Source organism: Enterococcus sp. AZ091 (genome assembly GCF_051714805.1).
Lineage (GTDB): Bacteria > Bacillota > Bacilli > Lactobacillales > Enterococcaceae > Enterococcus_D > Enterococcus_D gallinarum.
Genome location: NZ_JBIOSO010000002.1, coordinates 803,953 through 822,272 on the forward strand (window position 1 = coordinate 803,953; position 18,320 = coordinate 822,272).

The following is an 18,320-nucleotide window of genomic DNA, read 5'->3' on the forward strand; positions in this document are numbered from 1 at the left end:
TTAATTCAAATCTTTATTAAAAAATATTTCATCTTATTTAACAAGAAACCATATTTATATAACAACATAAAATACACTAAGTTATTTTATTGAACATATATCGTACTTTATCTATCCGACTATTTGGACGACGGGGCTGGCAAACAGGTTCACCGGTAGTAACATGGTACCCTTTTAACTCTGTTAAACAAACACTACGTCCATTTGTAAAGAAAGTTAAATCACTACGATATTCTTGAATACACCGAGCAGGGATTTCTCCACTAAGAATGACCTCATTATTTTTCAATTGAGTGTCTACGATGTTCGCACAATATTTAGGAGCATCGTTGTATGCTCGTGAAAGATATTCCTGTGGCGCATAAATTTTAAAACTAAGATATGGCTCTAACAATTCTGTTCCAGCTTTTTTTAAGACTTGTTCCAATACAATAGGAGCAAGCATCCGAAAATCTGCTGGGGTACTAACAGGGCTATAGTATAAGCCATACTTAAAACAGATTTTACAGTCCGTCACATTCCAACCATACAATCCTTGTTCACAACCATAGCGTATCCCTTCCATAACTGCATTTTGAAATGATTGATTTAAGTATCCAAGAGAAACCGAGCTCTCATACTGCATTCCACTTCCCAACGGAAGCGGTGATACAGATAAACCAATGGAAGCCCAGAAAGGATTTGGCGGCACTTCGATGTGAATGGTATATTCTGCATTTTTTAACGGTCTCTCCATATAAATGACTGTAGGCTCTTTTAGTTCTATCTCCACATGATACTTTTCTTGCAACAGTGCACTAATCACTTCCATTTGTACTTTCCCTAAGAAAGAAAGTATAATTTCATGTGTCGTAGAATCCACGTAATATCGTAGAAGCGGATCACTATCTGAGATTTCCAAAAGGGCATCAAGCAACATTTCTCTCTGTTCAGGTTTACTCGGTTCAACAGTTGTTTGTAGTAGAGGGTGCGGATTTTCAATCTTTTTTCTCTGTGGCAATAGTTTTGTATCTCCAAGAACACTATTTAACTTCAAAAACTCATTTTGCAAAATAACAATTTCTCCAGAATAAGCTCTATCAATCTTACATAATTCACCATTTATTGAAGTATACATTTCTGTAACTTTTATTTTTTCTTTTTCTGATACTCTAACCGAATCTCGTAAATGTAGTACTCCACTATAAAGGCGTATATATGCAAGACGTTGTCTTTTTTTTGTATATTCAATTTTGAAAACATTTCCGCAAAGTTCAGACGGACCTCGATGTGTTGATGAATAAAATTTATTAGTAATAACTTCTATAAGGTTATCAATCCCTATATTACTTTTTGCACTTCCATGATAAAGAGGGAACAGAGAACAATTCTGAAATCTTATGCTTTCCTCTTGTTCGAGTTCCAATGCTTCTAATGATTTACCGGACATATATTTCTCTAAAAGGTCATCGTTTCCCTCTATTACCGTATCCCATTGTTCAGATTCGGTAAAGTTCGTCACACACACATTAGGATACAGTTCTACCTTCTGTTTGATTACAATTTCGGCAGAAAGTTTCTCTTTAATATCCTGATAAACCGTTGATAAATCAATTCCATTTTGGTCAATCTTATTGATAAAAAAGATTGTGGGAATCCCCATTTTCCTAAGTGCATGAAATAATATACGAGTTTGTGCTTGTACGCCATCTTTTGCAGAAATCAGTAGAATTGCCCCATCTAAAACTGATAATGAACGATATACTTCTGCTAAGAAATCCATATGTCCTGGCGTGTCTATGATGTTCACCTTCGTATTTTCCCACTGAAAAGAGGTTATTCCTGTCTGAATTGTAATTCCTCTCTGACGTTCTAAAAGCGTATTATCCGTCCTCGTTGTACCTTTGTCCACGCTTCCTAATTCTGTAATCGCTCCACTGTTATATAATAAGCTTTCTGTTAAGGTAGTTTTTCCTGCATCAACATGAGCTAAAACTCCAATATTAATAATTTTCATGTGATTTTCCTCCATTCAAAAGCCCAAAAGGGCATAAAAATCCCAGTGATAAATACTCTTATCACTGGGATTTTTATGCATAACCATAGGCATACAAAGCATACAGATATTCTCCGGATACTTTAGAATCACATGATAAAGGTATTCTTAAACTGGGTACAAAAAACTAAGCCCTCCTAAAAAAGGACATCCAATTATTTGTTCCCGCTATCAAATTGACAGTTTATTTAAGAATACCTTGCCGCATATTTATTAACTCCTTTTAAATAGATACTTAAATAATAGCACGTAAGAGCATATTTGTAAAGGAATCTCCAATTTTTTATCAAAGAGAGTACGTGATTACAAAATAGCTGTAATAATGTACCAATATTTGTTATTCTATAATCTTCCAATTACTCCCGTTCTTTTCAAGTACCAAATCAAATTGAGATACCTGCGTTGCTTTGGTCTGCTGGTCGATATACTCCACTGTCAGCGATACCGTGACTTGATTATCCTTACGATTGTGAATAGGATTTACCAGTTCTTGAAAGATGTACTCTTTTCCGATTGGTTTTAATATCCCGTCATTCACATAGTAGGAAAGTTCACTGGCTGTCGCTGTAGGATAGAGCTTGAAGAACGTCGTTAAAAACTCATTGATTTCATTGGTTGTAATGGAATCAACCGTCCCCTCACTTTCAATGGCTTTTGGTTTATAACTTGATTTCTTAGGTATGTTGGTAATGGTCGGATTCTTAACCAGTACCATATTTCCAGAACCATCTACATAGACACTCACTATATAAGCAGAGTGGACGGTCTTTGTATTTTCTCCCTCTGTAATGAGCTGGTCTACACTGTAGGTTACATTAAACTCATTGTCGCCAGTTGGCTCTACCGTCCATATCTGAAATCCTCTTACAGAAGACGATACAGGAATATCTTTGCGTACTGTATCAACATTGAGAGCTTGAAGTTCATCTGTCAGATAGCCTTTTAGACTTTCCATTCGATTATCAATGGACTTATCGGATTGCTCCCATGAATAGTAGACTTTCGCAAAGTTCTCTACAAAATTTTCTACATGATGAGTATCAACGTATTCCTTTTCTATGATAGTTGTTTCGTGAATAGTATGAGTATCTATAGCTGTAAAGTGCTTGAATATCGCAAAGCTGAAACTAAGCCCTAAAAGTACCCACAAGGCAATCACAACCTTTTTATGAGGATTGACCTTATAGACACGAGGTTTCTTTTCCTTTGGTATCTGTTTTTCTTTATTCTGATTTTTTCTAAATTTCATCATTAAATCTTCCTTTCTCATTGTTTGATTCGTCCTGCTCCCACTAAATGCTGTTGCCAGTAGGGGCTTGTTAAGTCGGCATAACCGATTGGGTCGCCTGCATGAAACATACGGTTATTGCCAAGGTATATCCCAACATGAGTAATATAAGAGCCAGCGTTATAGGTAGAATGAAAGAAAACCAAATCGCCAGCTTGTGCTTCCGATAGTGGGATATGCTGGGTCACATCATATTGCTGTTGTGCGGTTCGTGGTAAGTTAATTCCAGCTTTTCCATACGTCCATTGTGTCAGTCCGCTACAATCAAAAGAAGTAGTCGGGGAAGCTCCACCGTAAACGTATCGCCAGCCCTCATATTTCAGTGCTTCGTCCATGATGGCTTGTACCGTATCATCATCAAACTCTGTTGTGACAAGATACTGCGTTACCAGTTGCACATAAAACATATTGCCATAGTTGTATCGCCAGCCCCCATTGATAGGTATGGCTATGGGATTGGGGTAAGACACTTTTTCGCCACCTGAATACTCTTTTGAGAAACTTTGAGCCAGTTCAAAGGTATATTTATTTCCACGATTAGCCACATACCCTAAGAAACCACCACCATAATTGTAGGACTGGATAACCGATTCTAAATCTACACTGAGCCTTTCGCTACTGGCTAATAATTCACTGAAATACTTCACACCTTGCTTAATGGATTCTTCTGTACTCAATGAATTAGGTGGAAGACCGAGGGATTCCGAGGACTGCATAACATCTTCCGCAGTACCGCCCGATTCCACCTGTATAATCGCAAGAAGTATGTTGACATATTCTTCAACGCCATATTCTTTGGCATATTTTTCTACCATAGGCTTATGAGCCAGCACTTCTGCGGAAACATTCACACCTCCATAATGAATATTGGAAATTCCGCTGTCCTGTTCATCTGAAAATAAAATGGCAACAAACAGAAGCAGTGAGAAGACCATCAAGAATAATCCAGAACCACCAATCACTAAAGTTTTCAACTTCATGGTTTCTTACCGACTTTCTTAATGGTGGCGGTTTTGATTGGTGGTCTACTTCTTGTATTTTGTAGTGGTACTCTTTGAACAGTAGACGGACGTTCTTTTGTGATTGGACGTTGTGAAGTTCTATCTGCTGTAGTGGTTGAAGTTGCTGGCTTTTGAACGGTTTTTTCTTGAACGGTATTGCCTTGGCGTTCCACTTTTGGACTTGAAAAATCGGACTTAACTGCTGGACGCTCTTGTTTGGCTTGTTGAGATTCCTTATATGAAGTCTGAATATTAGACTGTTTTGAGGTCTGTTCATCATGATATTGTTCTTGTCTTGTAGTCGGTCTTTCATGAACAGAAGAAGCAGGCTGTTTTTTCTGTTTGACCTGTTCCATTTCAGAGCGACGCTTCGCAATGGTTTTTCGCCTTTGTTCCTGCTGTTCCTTGCGTCCACTGGCTCTGTCCGCTTTGGTTTGAGAAATACTACTGGTTAAATCACGGACATTCTCTTTTACTTTGGATTTTCCTTGATATACTGCATATCTTGCATTGGTCGGCAAATCTTTAACCTGTTCTTTCAAACCACTAGCAGTGTCTACCATTCTGTCTTTGGTATCAGCTACTGTACCGATGGTTTGACCGATACGTTTTCCAAGTGTTGATTTTTCCTTTCCGTCTGGTCGGGAGTGATCTGCTTGTGTCCTTGCAGAACTCCCCGAACCCGACTGTCCTTTTTTACCTGTAACAATGGCAGACCCAGCCCCTAGAGTAGTCATGGAACGTCCAAGTTTCCGCTGTAGACGGTGCATGTGAGCGTGCATAAGCATACGAGGTTTTCTCATCACACGACTTCCCACACTTTGAGAATCGTTACTCTGTAGAGAAAACATACTCATTAAATCGCCCAGCTTGAAGTAGATTCCTGCAAAGGTCACAATCTGTAGAAAAGCAATCAAAAAGAACGGATAACCAGCCGATAAGGTATAGAGCATGGTTGAAATACTAAATGCTGTCGTAATAATCAATGTGATTCCAGCTCGTGTCAAAATGGTATTAAAGAGCTTTGTTATGGCTCGTTTTGACATACCATCAAATGATGGAATCATGCTTAAAATAAAGCTCACAGGCAGAAACATAGCATAGATGATAAAAAGTACCTGCGAGAAAATCATGATTCCTGTTAATAGGAATACAAATATGGAAATCCCAATATTGAAGACAAATAGGAAGAAGACTGTACCTAAACGGTTAATGGTCTTTGTAATGGTTAGATTGGTATTGCTTCTGTCTTCAATTTCTTCCGCAACAATTTTTTCTCTGTCTTCGCCATTGTTGGAATCTGGGCTGGTGGAGAGCAGGCTTTCCACACGGTCAATACCGATACTTTCAATGTCTGAACTGTTGTATTGAAGCAGTAGCCACGGTTGCTGAACCTGTATGGAAAACAGGCTATCTCTGATTAAGTCCACGCTGTCCTTGCCTTGACTATCGGAATGGGGCATGACAATCTTCGTGCCAAGTGATAAACTGGCATTACTGATGTCTGATGAAAAGTCATTGATTTTTTTAATGTAGTCGGGAGCGTAGGCAATAAAGGAAGCCGATAGGATAAACACCAGCACAAAATTCATAATGGCATGAATTGCCTTTGTGGTTTCTCTCTTTATCAGTCCCGTATAGGCAACATAAACCCCAAGAACCAAAATCAAGAGTAAGAGGAATCCAACATAGAAACCCTCTGTTGAAAATCCGTTTGCACTCACACCAGCTAAGGTCTGCATATTCTTACCAATGGAATCTGCTGTAGCGGAAATGAAGTCTAAGGAATAGGCTTCCTGTACTAAGTAACCTGTCGCATTGGAAACATACAAACTGATTGTCCAAATAAAATTGGTAATGGCATATAGTCCATACATGACCTGTTTTCCAATCCCGTCCGACCAGTTCCACGGAAGCCAGCCCCAGCTATTATCCACATAAAAATCCAGTTGATAGTTTTCAAGTGGGTATCGGCTGTATTCATTTGCCACATTGACCGTATCATCTACCAAGCCCGCAGCTTGAACCACCGTTCCCAGCATGGCTAAAAGAAAAATGGCAATCACAAGTGTGAAAGCCACTGTCATTGCCACTTTACCTAGACGTTTCAGCGTCCAGTTTGATTTTATTCTGTTTACTATTGATGGTTTCACATTTACACCTCTTTTCGCACAGGTGGTCTGGTATCAAAGGCATGGAGCAGTTCTTCAAATACAGGGTGGAACTGTATCACACCGACACGACCATATAAATCACTGATAAGGCATTGCCCGTTTTCCAAATCACGCAATCGCTTCTGATTGTTTTCGTCCTCTGGGTCTACACCAAAAAAGGCTAAGGTCTTTTTAATCTCGTTAAGGTCAGTGGAACGAAATGCAAATTTTAAGCCGAGGTTATTTTTCAGTTTTTCATCTAAGAGGTCGTCTGTATTTTGGGTCACGAAATATACCCCAGCGTTCATAGCACGACCAGCCCGAACCAGCTTCATAGATAGTGTTTTTCCTTGTGCTACCTGTAAAAAGCTCCATGCTTCGTCTAAATCTACAATCTTGAAAATGCTTCGGTCTGTATGGATAAAGTCTAAAGCAAAGGTACTAATGACAATCAGCATAGCAACGGATAAAAGCTCCATAGTGGTATATTCCTCAAAGGAAGTTTCCTTGTCGGGAAGTACCAAGTCCGCAACCTGTATAATGTTCAGTTGTTTTTCTAAGCTGATAGACTGCTCCACATAACCATTACTGAATAATAAATGTGCAAAGTCATAGTCTGTAAAACTTTCGATATGGTCGGCTATACTGGTACTTAGTGGCGTATTCTCAACCCGTAATTCCTCAATCACTTTCATCAACCCTCGTACTTCACTATTGGTTACTGCACGAATGGCTTTTCTAAGGATTGGGAAGCGTTCCCCATCACGAGAGGAAATCCCCGTAAGGAATGTCAGAATATCAATAGCCAGTGATTCAGAATCTTTGGGATTTTTCATAATCACATAAGGGTCAAGTAAGCCTTTGTTTTTCTCATCAGAAGTCAGAGTGACGATATTGATTTCATGGGAAATCTCTGGCAAGGTTTCTTTCCATCTGCCACGTTCTGCTTTTGGGTCTACAATCACTGCTTGTGCCCCATAAAGCACCGCATAATAGACGATAAGGTTATTCGCAAAGGATTTACCACCACCCAGCGAACCAACAAAAGCCGACGCTAACGCATTGGTTACTGAACCCTTAACCCCTTGACTGGCAAGAGCAGGTTTCAGATAGACATTGCGTCCAGTATCTAAGCTGTAGCCAACATAAATCCCCTCATTTTCCCCCAGCATTTGAGTAGCACCAAAACCTAAACCAGCGAGGAAATCAGAGGTCACGTATTGAATATAATCATTCATATAACGCTTGCTGGCAGGTAAAAATTCTTCATGTAAGCCGAGCATATCCCCAAATGGTCGTACCAGTTTTACGCTTAAATCGTCATAAAAATCTTTCACTTCATTACAACGACGTTTGAGTTCGTCAAGATCATTTGCTGATACCCTTACCACATAAGACAGCTTGTACATAGATTCCTTGCTTTGGTCTAAATTGGTTTCCAGCTCATTCACACTTTCCAGAGCTTCCGCCACATTGGAGCTGGTTTCATTATCACTTTGCCAAGCGTGGTTATCCAAGTCTTTCAGTTCTTTCTTTTTATTGCGGACAGTAGATAGGGCTTTACGATTCGCTACAATTTCCACATTCATTGACGTATCAATCGGGAATGTAAATTGCTGTTGCTGGTAGTAGAAGATTTCAGAGGACGGGAAGTCCAGTTCTCCGACAATGCTGTTAATGGTAAAGTAAGCTACATAGACGGTTTCATCTTCCTGCTGGATTTTCAAATATCGCTGTTTTTCTTCCACCAAACAGCGAGTAGGCTTAATCAAGTCATAGTATTTAATCAGCGTTTCATTATCCAGCTTTTTCTTTGATAGATGGTACTCATACTCTTCATAGGCAGTGCCTGTCTGTCCGTAAAGGTGTTCAATCAGATAGCCGAAGTCGTCCTTATCTAACCTGCGGATTTTGAAACGACGAGAGATTTTATTTTCTAAGAGCTTTTCCATCTTCTGAAAACGCAGGATTTCATCATTACTCATACTAACAAAATCGCCCATCAGCTTATGGTTCACATCATAGACAAAATCAGACAAAGCATTTTTTGCTTCAACGGTAAGACTTTTCATAGAAAACTCCTGATCGTTGAGAAGCAACTTAAAGCCGATAAAGAAACGGTAGTTCACTTGATTTTCGCCAATCATGGATATTAAAGCGTCTGTCTGTTGGTCGATTTTGTCATAGGCAACCGCTTTGAGCTTGCCAGTGACTTCATTTTTGGAACGCTCTTGTGCAGAACGTATGCTGGATTCTGTACTGATTTGTAAAGCATGAATTTTGCCATCACGATTTTGTGCGATAAGCTGTCTGAAAGAATCATGCACTTGTATTTTCTGTTCTGGACTTAGAAATGAGTAATTGTAAGGAACAAGCTCATAGTAAGCATAACATTCCCCGTCTTTATTCCAGACGAGATTGTTTTCAATGTATTTAATTGGATATGCCATAAAATTCACTCCTAACTGCTGTAATGGCTTCTTGTGGCTGGTTTCTGCCAAGCGTTACTTTTTTTCCTGCATAGGTCAGCTTTGGTCGCAGTGCATAAGCAATGACAGACTTCAAAAATCCATAAGGCTTTTTACCATCAAAAGTTTTTGTAGACATAAACCATGTGAAAGCCACAGGAATCCCAAAGTATTTGAGAAATGCTCCCTCTATCATGGAAAGAGGGGGCAAGTTGCCAAGTATCATCACTGCAAAGAGTGACACGACAAACCATGTCATTTGCGTAAAGGTTATGGGAAACGGAAGTCTAAAATCATTGATAGAATACAGTACCTTTTCCACAGACCAGATACTGGTATAGCTTCGTATTTTCTTCATGTAATCAATCCTTTCATAAAAAATAGGGGTAGCTGATTGAGCCACCCCGTAAAATAGAAAATCTGCCAGTAGTAATGTACCGACAGATTTAATAGACGATTTCAAAAATCCCATGATTGGTTGAGATAAACGTTCCTGAAAGGTCTAAATCCCGACCATAGGCTTGATAATCAATATAGTTTTGAAGACTAGCTGGTACTTCGCCTAAAGCACCCGTTTCTTCAATGTAGTAGCGTGCCACGTCATACATATCATCACAATCGGAATGAATGATAATATCCTCTTGATGTTCGCTTAGTTCTTCAATGCTTGAAAAATGAGTGAGCAGAGCAGATAGCTCCGATTGTAATTCTTCGGGTAATTCCGATACCATTTCCCATAGTCGATTGAGTTCGCCAATGGAAGTGTATTCGTCAACCGTAAAGGGTAACTCGTAGTCATGAATGGCGTATTCCTCATATTCATCATTCAAGCCGATTTTCTCTTTGACTTCCTCAAAGTCAATGGGAAAGGTAAACCACGCACCGACCAATTCGCCCTCATTGTATTTGCCTAAATTCGCAATATAGACTTGCATATCGTCCATATATTCACGTCCTTTCTTTGTAGAGATTCAAAAATCCCTACCGCACTTCGTTTGGTGTACCATTCCTTTGCGGAACATAAGAAAACCACTTATATTCCACAAAAGAACGGTTTTATTTAAGCACCAATAATGCGATTGAATAGCTCTAGTAAAATGTCTTTTACTCCAGCAGCGTTGAAGACTAAGCCAACCGCAATAATCGCAATAATTAAAAAGCCAATCAGTTTGCTAAACTCACGCTTGAAGCCAAGATACAAGCCAATCACAACGATTGCTAAAAGCACCAGTGATTGAGCGTTTGATAGAAACCAGTTATAAAGGTTTTGTCCAAAATTCATAAAAATGTTCTCCTCTCTATATTCAATGAATTTGTATTTGAGTTATTTTTTTGTTGTTATCACGTCCTGTTCTTTTACTGACTGTTGCTTCAAAATCTGCTTGTGTCGGTCTGTCAGTTTCGCATGGTCGAGAATGTCTTTTACAACCTGCGTCTGGTTGATTTCATCAAGTTTAATCGCAACCTTTAAGGTCGGGGCAACTTGATGAGATAGCCAGTTCAGCGTCCTTTGGAAGGAGTAAGGCTCTGGTTTTGTGGTTAGTTTTAATCGTTCACGATTGTTCCCAATAAACCAAGCCCATTCTTCATTCAGTTTCCAATCAGAACGAGGTTTGGAATCGTCTTTATCTACAAAACGGATATACCGATTGATAATTTTAAAGGCGGTATGCTCTGGATTGTCATAGACGAGTAAATCACGGACTGCATAATAGGCACGCTCATTTTTCAATCGAATCTCAAAACGGTTTTTTACTTCTGCGTCTTCAATGGGAATATCATTTTTCTTGTACTGCTCGTAGTCCTTTTCATAGATACAGAAATAAACTTCACTTTGTAATGAACCGATATAGAGGGTGTTTCCCATACATTCCTTTTCCTCTTTGCGTACCAGTTCGCCACTGCGATAGCTTTTAAAACTGCGGAAGACGGAGATACATTCTTCCTGTTGGCACTTTTCAGTGAGTACAGGGATATTCAAAATCCCTGTCTTATCGTTAATGGCAAGGTCAAGGCGTTTCATCACACCGCCAGCCACCAAAACGTCCATAAAGAACTCATACCAGCTTCTTTGTTGTGCCAGAAGATAGCTTTCAAATTGTCTGCACCCACGACCTTTCAATTCCACCAGAACTCCTTTGTCCAGTTCATGGGAGCAAAGGACGAATATGTCGCCTAAAGCATAATGCTCTGAATAAGAATAGAAACCATAGTCCTCATGAAGAAAATAGGACAGTTTCAGTTGTAAGATGTTTTCGACCACCTGCTGTACGTCTGTTGTCGGAAAGCGAATCCTTACATAATCAAACAGCATTTCAAGGGGAGCGTCGGGATTGAAGCGTTCCAGAGCTTCCCAAAGGGACTGCTGTAAATCCTCTGATGGCTTGACTTTTCCTGTTTCAATATCGCTTAGATACTGCCTTGTAATACCAGTCGCAACAGCTAAACGGTTTTGAGATAGTCCATAAGCCAAGCGTTTTTCTTTTAAATGCTGTAACCAAGTTTGTTCATTCAGTAAAAATCCCTCCAATCAAAAAGGCGTATGTCAACTTTTAAAGCCCATTTGACATACGCTGAAATTTTGTAAATCCCTTGTAACCAAAGGATTTTCTAATGTTTTTTTGACTGTTTCCTGTCGATTTGTACCCCCCTGTTAGATACGGGGGGTTAAGTGCTGGCGTGGCTATTGCCACACCAGCCAGCAAGATCAGTCCACACCTGCGACTTCCGCTTCGCACGTCGCCTGCGTGGACTGTCTGCTGTTGGATAACTTTTTAATTTCCTCCAAGAAATCATATCCTTTTGGTACAAGGGGAGTATAAAACTCTGATATGACACTTGTTCCTACATCAACATAGCCACGACCTTTGATTCGCTTTAAGAAGAAATCCTTTTGTACGTCACTGCCAAACATCATGCCATAGCCCATTTCAGACATACGACCTAAAGCCACTCTGAAATTAAACTGATCACGGATTCCGTCGCCTAAATATTTTGCGTCTGGACGTTGACAAGCCAGTATTAGAAAGAAGCCAGCTTGACGACCTAACATGACAATCTGTTTCAGCTTATTCATAACTGCGGTGTTTTCTTTTGTTCCCAGCATTTCCATGAAAGCGACGTATTCATCAAAGATTAAGAAGTGTGCCGGGAGACCTAAGTAAGCATAATTTTTGCCAGTCTTATAGTTCTTCATCTGCTTCATTTCCTCACTACGTTTCATCATTTCTTCATAGAATGTTTCAATGCAAGAAAGCAAGTCTTCTTTTCTATAGTAGACATTTGCCATCACAGAACCTAAGTCCGCAAGGTCAGCATTTTTCGGGTCAAGAATATACAGTTTTGAATCTGTATGAAGCAAGGCTTCAATCAGTGTCAGTATAAAGTAAGTTTTACCGCCACCTGTACCACCAGCAATCAACATATGAGGGAGCTTATCATATTCCCACCATACGTTTTTCATTAAGCGAAGTTTACCATCTTTAGCTTCTACTTCATCAATAGAAATACGACTGGCTATGGTGTCATAGAGCAAAGTATATTCCACATAGGAATCCTTTAACTCTTTATCCGTCAGCTCACAGTACAAGCCACTCTCTAATTTCTTTTCCAAGTGTAAGAGTTGGTCTTGATATTTTCCCAGCGTGATTTCCACCCGTATCTGTATCAAGCCATTTTTAAGTCGATAATACATTTTAGGGAAGTAGGTTATCTTTTCCTTTGTACGACCAGCACTATCTTTAAAGAAACCCTCTGTTTTGACCTGTTCAGATTCATACCACTTGTTTTCAAGTATCATCTTTGCCAGTTTTTGACGGTGGTAAAGTTGTTTAACCGTATCATAGCGAACCCGTTTGAATACAAACGCTACCAGCAAGCAGATAAGAATTGCGACACTGAAACTGATAATTAAATAGGGAATGTCAATCTTATCTGCTTGTGATAGGTTAAAATCCTGCCAGTTGATCTGCTGGATTGTCTTCACATGAAACAGTCCGACAACCAGCAGGAAAACAGGCAGGAGTGACGCTATCGTAAAATGAAAGACTAAATCTTTACCAGATGGGCGAATCCTTTTACCACGCTGTTTCATGCGAAAAAGTCTCCTTTCTACCTAGCGACTATTTGTCTTGTGTCGGTTCTTTCTTTGCTTGTGGTTGAGCTTTGAATGAACTAGAATCCTTTGTCAGCACAATATCGTCTGCCTTGATATACCAGTCAACATCTGCTCCTTGATAGGTGGCAGTAGCAACGGTGTCCGCAATGGGATTGATAAGTTCCACCCGTGCGTTATAATCAAACTCTTTCAAAGGCACGCTGGCAGGAATACTTACTTGAATCATGCGTCCTTGTCCTTTGGATTTTAAGTCATAGGTACGTTCCTTGATTTCATCTGAAACCGACCCGTCTTCATTTTGGATTCTCACTTCACGACGTAGAGCAGAGAATTTCAATTCTCCAAAAGTCGTGTCTTTATCTAATACAATGCCATTTGCTAATCTCATCATTTTTCCTCTCTTTCTTTATTCTTTTATCATGTCGTCAGCATGTAAAAGGTAATTTGTAAAACCACGAGTGCCGATTTTGTAGCCCTCTGCGGTAATACGTGGATTGACTAACTTCACACGTTCCTCAAAGCCGAAATGTTTTTCGCCAGCTTCAGCAGGAAGCACCACCACAATATCATCTGCTCTTTGAACATCAGAATAGAGATTATAGCTTCTTGATAAGACAGTTAGCCGTCCGTTGATTCTTCGCTGAACGACTTTATCCTCGCCAGCAAATTCTAAATTGCCGAATGTTTTTTCCATGTTGGGAATCACAAATTTAAGTTCCATATTTTTACCTATCCTTTCTTTTTTATTGGCTGAATGAATGTTTGATGGTCTTAAAGAGTGGGGAACGACCTTTTGATTCTTGATTTTTTGTTTTCATAAGTTCACTTCCTTTCAAAATCGGGTAAAAAAATAGACACCTCATTTTTTGAAGTGTCTACCTATTAAATATTCAAATTTTATTGGAAGTATCTTTATATCTTCACTTTTCAAGGATAAATCGTCGTATCAAAGCTCATTCATAAGTAGTAAATTAGTAGTAAATTGAGTGGTTTTGACCTTGATAAAGTGTGATAAGTCCAGTTTTTATGCGGATAACTAGATTTTTATGCTATTTTTTACTAAAAATAATCAAAAATCGCTTCATTGACTGGACGCGTAAACAAACGGTGGCACATCGATGGCGAAAGTTTCCTTCACACGTTTTTCAAGCAGAACGCCAACAGTTGTCTACCCCATTGGAAGAAATAATAGGACAAGAGAGAAAAAGAGCATTGTATCGCAGTATTGAGAAATTACCTAAAGATACGCGAGAAGTGATTTTACTATACTATTTTTTGGAGTGGCGAATTGAGGAAATTGCAACGTATAAAGAATGGAGCTACACGCAAGCGAAGAATCGTTTGTATCGAGGAAGACAATTACTTAAGGAGGAATTAACAAATGAATGAACCATTTCACTTTGAACAATTGCAAAGGAAAATCAAACAACAACGTTACAAACGAGGGATTTTCTTTCTTTTTGCAGCTGTTGTACTGACAATTGCAGTTTTACTTGTAATACCAAAATTTGTTGACCTCTTTTTCTATGATCCTCGGCAAAGTAGCCTACAAGTAAATCAAGATAGTTACATCATGAATCGTCAAATCAATAACGAGTTAACGACGCAAAATCATTTTCTATCGAAGTATGAAATACGTTCATTAGGTTTTGGCAGTTATGAGGTGACAGAAGTTTATCAAAATCTCGATCAGAATCATTCTACGATTCAGACAGTAACGATCGATAAAAATCAATTGCTGAAGAATTATCTCTCTAATTCGCAAAAAACAGATTTTCTTTTTGAATCACGAATGCGAGATTCATCGAGTCTTGAATTCTCTGAGAATCAGACAATGAAGCAGAACCTTTTGAACAATTTAAAAAAATTGCCCAAAAGCACTTCGTTGATCACCACATTAATTTTTGAGAAAGACTTATCTTTGGAAGAATTGAGAGACTGGCAGATGTATCAAATACCCAAAGGAGAAATTCTCTGGACAGCTGTTCGAACAGGGGGGGCAACTGGAAATCAAGATTTTCAGCCGCTTGGGTTTTCCAATAGTTTTTCTCGTGTAGTCCCAGAAGAAAAGACACTTGAAGAGAGTTTTTTAAAAGACTTTCCTTTTCTGGATTTATCTGAAGCAACTAGCAAACAACAATCAGACTATTCAGAAACAGAACAATCCGCTGCGCATTTTGAATCGATGTTGAAATACTTACTAACCCAGAAAGACTTTTTAGCCTTGGAATCGAATGACGCGCGTGATATTTTATCTGTTGAACAAATTGAAACAGCGTTGACCTACATTCAAAAAAACGGTGTACAAACCTATGGAATTTCAGCACGCATGTCCGTAGATGCACTGATTACCCTTCTAGAAGACGGTGAAAACATTTTAACAGCGCGTGTGATGGAGACGAATTTGTTTTCTTTGATAGACCAAATTAACGAGGATTAAAGAATGTCAAAAAGCAATCTGTCTTTTTTTGTATAAATTTTTTTCATTCTTTTCGCTTTTCTGGGAAGTTTGCTATAATAATACAGAACAAGAAAGTGGGGAGAAAGAATGTTAAGAGTTGAAAAATTAAGAGAAGCAATGAGAAAAGATGCCGTTGATGGTTTTTTGATCACGAGCCCATACAATTTGCGTTATTTGACTAATTTTACCGGCACGACTGGTTTAGCTGTCATTACATTGGAAAAAGCTTTTTTCGTTACTGATTTTCGTTATACAGAGCAAGCGGCTGCTCAAGCACAAGGATTTGAAATCGTAAAAAATAGCGGACCGATTTTTGAAGAAGTTGCGGCTATTTGCGAAAAAGAAGAGATCAATGTTTTGGCTTTCGAAGAAAGTTACGTCAGCTTTTCTGATTATTCGGTCTTGGAGGAGATTATTGAAGAATCTTCATTGGCTCCTGTTTCAGGTATGATCGAAGCATTGCGGGAAGTCAAAGATGAGTCAGAAATCGCGTTGATCCAACAAGCTTGCCATATTGCGGATCAAGGATTTGAACATATTTTGAAAATGATCCGTCCCGGAATGTCAGAAATAGAAGTAGCCAATCAACTTGACTTTTTCATGCGTTCTTTGGGCGCTACAAGCGTTTCTTTTGATACAATCGTTGCCAGTGGATTACGTTCAGCTATGCCCCATGGGGTAGCTAGTGAAAAAGTAATTGAACAAGGAGATTTGATCACTCTGGATTTTGGTTGCTACTATCAAGGATATGTTTCTGATATGACTCGGACGTTCGCCGTAGGTGATCCGGGAGACAAATTAAAAGAAATTTATCAAATCGTCCTTGAAGCTCAAGAAAAAGTTTTAGCTGCAGCCAAACCGGGCATGACAGGAATTGAATTAGATGCAATCGCACGTGATCATATTGCTTCATTCGGCTATGGAGAAGCTTTCGGACATTCAACGGGTCACGGAATCGGTCTAGAGATCCATGAAGGACCAAACGTCTCTTTCCGAGCAGACAAAGCATTTGTTACGGGCAACGTCATTACAGACGAACCGGGAATTTATCTTCCAGGTATCGGCGGCGTTCGAATCGAAGATGATTTGTTGATCACAGAAACTGGTAATCAAGTTTTGACGCATTCTCCTAAAGAATTGATCATCTTGTAAATCAACATCCTCGTTTATTTCAGAAAATTCATTGAGAATAGTGGGTTATTATAGATTCTCAGTGCAGAAAATGATAAACTTAGAGCGAGAAGAAACCTCTATACAAATGAAACTGTCTATCCAAGTCATGACTTATTGAGACGAAACATATCGTGAAGGGATAGATAACAATGTGTGGAAGTTTAGAATGGAGGCAAAACTTATGAATGAAGATAAAAATCTAGTCTTAGACGCAAGTCCTGAATTAGGCGAAATCGTGATCGCACCAGAAGTCATCGAGATCATTATTGGTATCGCAGCATCTAAAGTGGAAGGTGTCTATGGGATGCGGGGGACATTAGCCAATAGTGTGACTGAATTGCTTGGACGCTCCGCGCATGGCAAAGGGGTCTACTTGACAATCGATGAAACTGGGATCAAGGTTGATCTTTATTGCTATCTAAGCTATGGCGTTTCAGTGCCTAAAGTAGCAATGGAAATTCAAGATCGAGTGAAACAGCAAGTATTGTTCATGACAGATGTTCACTTAGCGGAAGTCAATGTCCATGTGGTAGCTGTAGTACCAGAAAAGATTGAACAACCTGATATTGAAGAATTATTCGGAAACGACGAGGAAGAAAATGAGTAAAGAATTATCACGTCACGAGATTCGGAAAATGGCTCTGCAAGCCTTATTTCCTTTAGATTTTAATAAAGATTTAACGAAACAAGATGCGATCATGCATGCAATTGAGTTGGAACACCATGAGCTGATTGATGAAGAACAGGAACACTTCGTTCCAGCGTATTTGGATCAACTTGTAGCAGGGGTATGTCAGTACAAAGAAGCGTTGGATGAAGTGATCCAGTCCCATTTAAAATCCGGTTGGAAGATCCAACGGTTATCAAAAATGGATGTAACGATTTTACGAATTGCATTATATGAAATGGTGTATGTTGACAATGTTCCTAATCGAGTCGCGTTAAATGAAGCCATTGAATTAGCCAAAACATTCAGTGATGACCAATCAAGAAAATTTGTGAATGGTATTTTATCTAATGTGAACAGTGAAATTGAAAGTAAGAATGACTAGTTAATCAAAACAGCCTCAGCTAAAAGCTGAGGCTGTTTTTTGGTTATTTGCGATACAATGCCATAGTTGCTATTAAGTTGGTTGAGGTGAAAAAACTGAGTCTTTTTACAGAGAGAAGCGTTAATAAAAGTAATTTCTTCAAAAAAACAGCTGAAAAATAAAAATAAAAGCGATATTTTGAATAAAAGTATTGACTTTAGAATATTCTGACGATTTAATTGAAAGTAATAATTGAAAGGAGTCAGAAAAAATGAAAATTATTTCAGTGGATAATGGGAAAGAATTTGAAACGATATTTGATTCATTGAATCAAGCCAACGGAAAGGTTCAGATGGGAGTGGTTCGGTTAGCTCCCGGTGAGAAAAGACCATTAGAGGGATTTGCACGTCACACACAAGATGAATTTTCCTATGTGATCAAAGGAAGCGCTCATACAGTTTTAGAAGACGGAACAGATCTCACTGGAAATCCGGGAGACTGTCAATGGATCGAAGCCGGAGAAGGGCATATCAACTACAATGATGGCACAGAAACGGCTGAGGTTGTGTGGTTTTTGGTGGAACGATAAAAAA

General features: G+C 39.1%; 18 protein-coding genes and 1 pseudogene. 6 read left to right on the forward strand and 13 right to left on the reverse strand.

The window, feature by feature from the left end; genetic code table 11:
* Window positions 1–76: 76 nt before the first annotated feature.
* From tet(M) to IGJ28_RS16265, 13 genes and pseudogenes are all read right to left on the reverse strand, one after another.
* On the reverse strand, window positions 77–1,996 hold the full coding sequence (tet(M), locus tag IGJ28_RS16205; RefSeq protein ID WP_000691749.1) for a tetracycline resistance ribosomal protection protein Tet(M): 1,920 nt from the start codon (window positions 1,994–1,996) through the stop codon (window positions 77–79).
* A gap of 15 nt (window positions 1,997–2,011) precedes the next feature.
* Window positions 2,012–2,059: pseudogene (locus tag IGJ28_RS16210) on the reverse strand (hypothetical protein); the annotation flags it as partial.
* Window positions 2,060–2,372: 313 nt separating this feature from the next.
* Window positions 2,373–3,305 (reverse strand): conjugal transfer protein, encoded by a 933-nt coding sequence (locus tag IGJ28_RS16215; RefSeq protein ID WP_001224318.1) that lies wholly within the window; start codon window positions 3,303–3,305, stop codon window positions 2,373–2,375.
* On the reverse strand, window positions 3,302–4,303 hold the full coding sequence (locus tag IGJ28_RS16220) for a bifunctional lytic transglycosylase/C40 family peptidase (RefSeq protein ID WP_000769868.1): 1,002 nt from the start codon (window positions 4,301–4,303) through the stop codon (window positions 3,302–3,304). The genes IGJ28_RS16215 and IGJ28_RS16220 overlap by 4 nt, the downstream gene beginning before the upstream one ends.
* Window positions 4,300–6,477, reverse strand: coding sequence for a CD3337/EF1877 family mobilome membrane protein (locus IGJ28_RS16225; RefSeq protein WP_000804748.1), 2,178 nt, complete (start codon window positions 6,475–6,477; stop codon window positions 4,300–4,302). Before IGJ28_RS16225 ends, IGJ28_RS16220 begins: the two co-directional genes overlap by 4 nt.
* Window positions 6,478–6,479: 2 nt before the next feature.
* A complete protein-coding gene (locus tag IGJ28_RS16230) occupies window positions 6,480–8,927 on the reverse strand; it encodes an ATP-binding protein (protein WP_000331160.1) in 2,448 nt (815 codons plus the stop codon).
* Window positions 8,911–9,303 (reverse strand): conjugal transfer protein, encoded by a 393-nt coding sequence (locus IGJ28_RS16235; protein WP_000723888.1) that lies wholly within the window; start codon window positions 9,301–9,303, stop codon window positions 8,911–8,913. The genes IGJ28_RS16230 and IGJ28_RS16235 overlap by 17 nt, the downstream gene beginning before the upstream one ends.
* A gap of 88 nt (window positions 9,304–9,391) precedes the next feature.
* Window positions 9,392–9,889 carry an antirestriction protein ArdA gene (locus tag IGJ28_RS16240; protein WP_000342539.1) on the reverse strand — a complete coding sequence of 166 codons (498 nt, stop codon included), beginning with the start codon at window positions 9,887–9,889 and terminating at the stop codon, window positions 9,392–9,394.
* A 116-nt stretch (window positions 9,890–10,005) separates the two neighbouring features.
* Window positions 10,006–10,227, reverse strand: coding sequence for a hypothetical protein (locus IGJ28_RS16245; protein ID WP_001009056.1), 222 nt, complete (start codon window positions 10,225–10,227; stop codon window positions 10,006–10,008).
* A 42-nt stretch (window positions 10,228–10,269) separates the two neighbouring features.
* On the reverse strand, window positions 10,270–11,475 hold the full coding sequence (gene mobT / locus IGJ28_RS16250; RefSeq protein ID WP_000398284.1) for a MobT family relaxase: 1,206 nt from the start codon (window positions 11,473–11,475) through the stop codon (window positions 10,270–10,272).
* A 177-nt stretch (window positions 11,476–11,652) separates the two neighbouring features.
* Complete coding sequence (locus tag IGJ28_RS16255) at window positions 11,653–13,038, reverse strand: FtsK/SpoIIIE domain-containing protein (RefSeq protein ID WP_000813488.1); 1,386 nt, start codon at window positions 13,036–13,038, stop codon at window positions 11,653–11,655.
* Window positions 13,039–13,066: 28 nt separating this feature from the next.
* Window positions 13,067–13,453, reverse strand: coding sequence for a YdcP family protein (locus IGJ28_RS16260; RefSeq protein ID WP_000985015.1), 387 nt, complete (start codon window positions 13,451–13,453; stop codon window positions 13,067–13,069).
* A 15-nt stretch (window positions 13,454–13,468) separates the two neighbouring features.
* Window positions 13,469–13,783 (reverse strand): YdcP family protein, encoded by a 315-nt coding sequence (locus IGJ28_RS16265; protein ID WP_000420682.1) that lies wholly within the window; start codon window positions 13,781–13,783, stop codon window positions 13,469–13,471.
* A gap of 305 nt (window positions 13,784–14,088) precedes the next feature.
* On the opposite strand from IGJ28_RS16265, the gene IGJ28_RS16270 reads away from it, so the two are divergent.
* The 6 genes from IGJ28_RS16270 to IGJ28_RS16295 all read left to right on the forward strand — a co-directional run bounded on the left by IGJ28_RS16270 (window position 14,089) and on the right by IGJ28_RS16295 (window position 18,316).
* Window positions 14,089–14,451 (forward strand): RNA polymerase sigma factor, encoded by a 363-nt coding sequence (locus IGJ28_RS16270; protein WP_438845488.1) that lies wholly within the window; start codon window positions 14,089–14,091, stop codon window positions 14,449–14,451.
* Window positions 14,444–15,502, forward strand: a complete 1,059-nt coding sequence (locus tag IGJ28_RS16275) for an anti sigma factor C-terminal domain-containing protein (RefSeq protein WP_252711428.1) — start codon at window positions 14,444–14,446, stop codon at window positions 15,500–15,502. The genes IGJ28_RS16270 and IGJ28_RS16275 overlap by 8 nt, the downstream gene beginning before the upstream one ends.
* Before the next feature lie 108 nt (window positions 15,503–15,610).
* Window positions 15,611–16,675 (forward strand): M24 family metallopeptidase, encoded by a 1,065-nt coding sequence (locus IGJ28_RS16280; RefSeq protein ID WP_081131629.1) that lies wholly within the window; start codon window positions 15,611–15,613, stop codon window positions 16,673–16,675.
* Window positions 16,676–16,877: 202 nt separating this feature from the next.
* Complete coding sequence (locus tag IGJ28_RS16285; RefSeq protein ID WP_003126202.1) at window positions 16,878–17,303, forward strand: Asp23/Gls24 family envelope stress response protein; 426 nt, start codon at window positions 16,878–16,880, stop codon at window positions 17,301–17,303.
* Window positions 17,296–17,748, forward strand: a complete 453-nt coding sequence (gene nusB, locus IGJ28_RS16290; RefSeq protein WP_003126203.1) for a transcription antitermination factor NusB — start codon at window positions 17,296–17,298, stop codon at window positions 17,746–17,748. Before IGJ28_RS16285 ends, nusB begins: the two co-directional genes overlap by 8 nt.
* Window positions 17,749–17,998: 250 nt before the next feature.
* Window positions 17,999–18,316, forward strand: a complete 318-nt coding sequence (locus IGJ28_RS16295) for a cupin domain-containing protein (RefSeq protein ID WP_081131628.1) — start codon at window positions 17,999–18,001, stop codon at window positions 18,314–18,316.
* Window positions 18,317–18,320 lie beyond the last annotated feature (4 nt).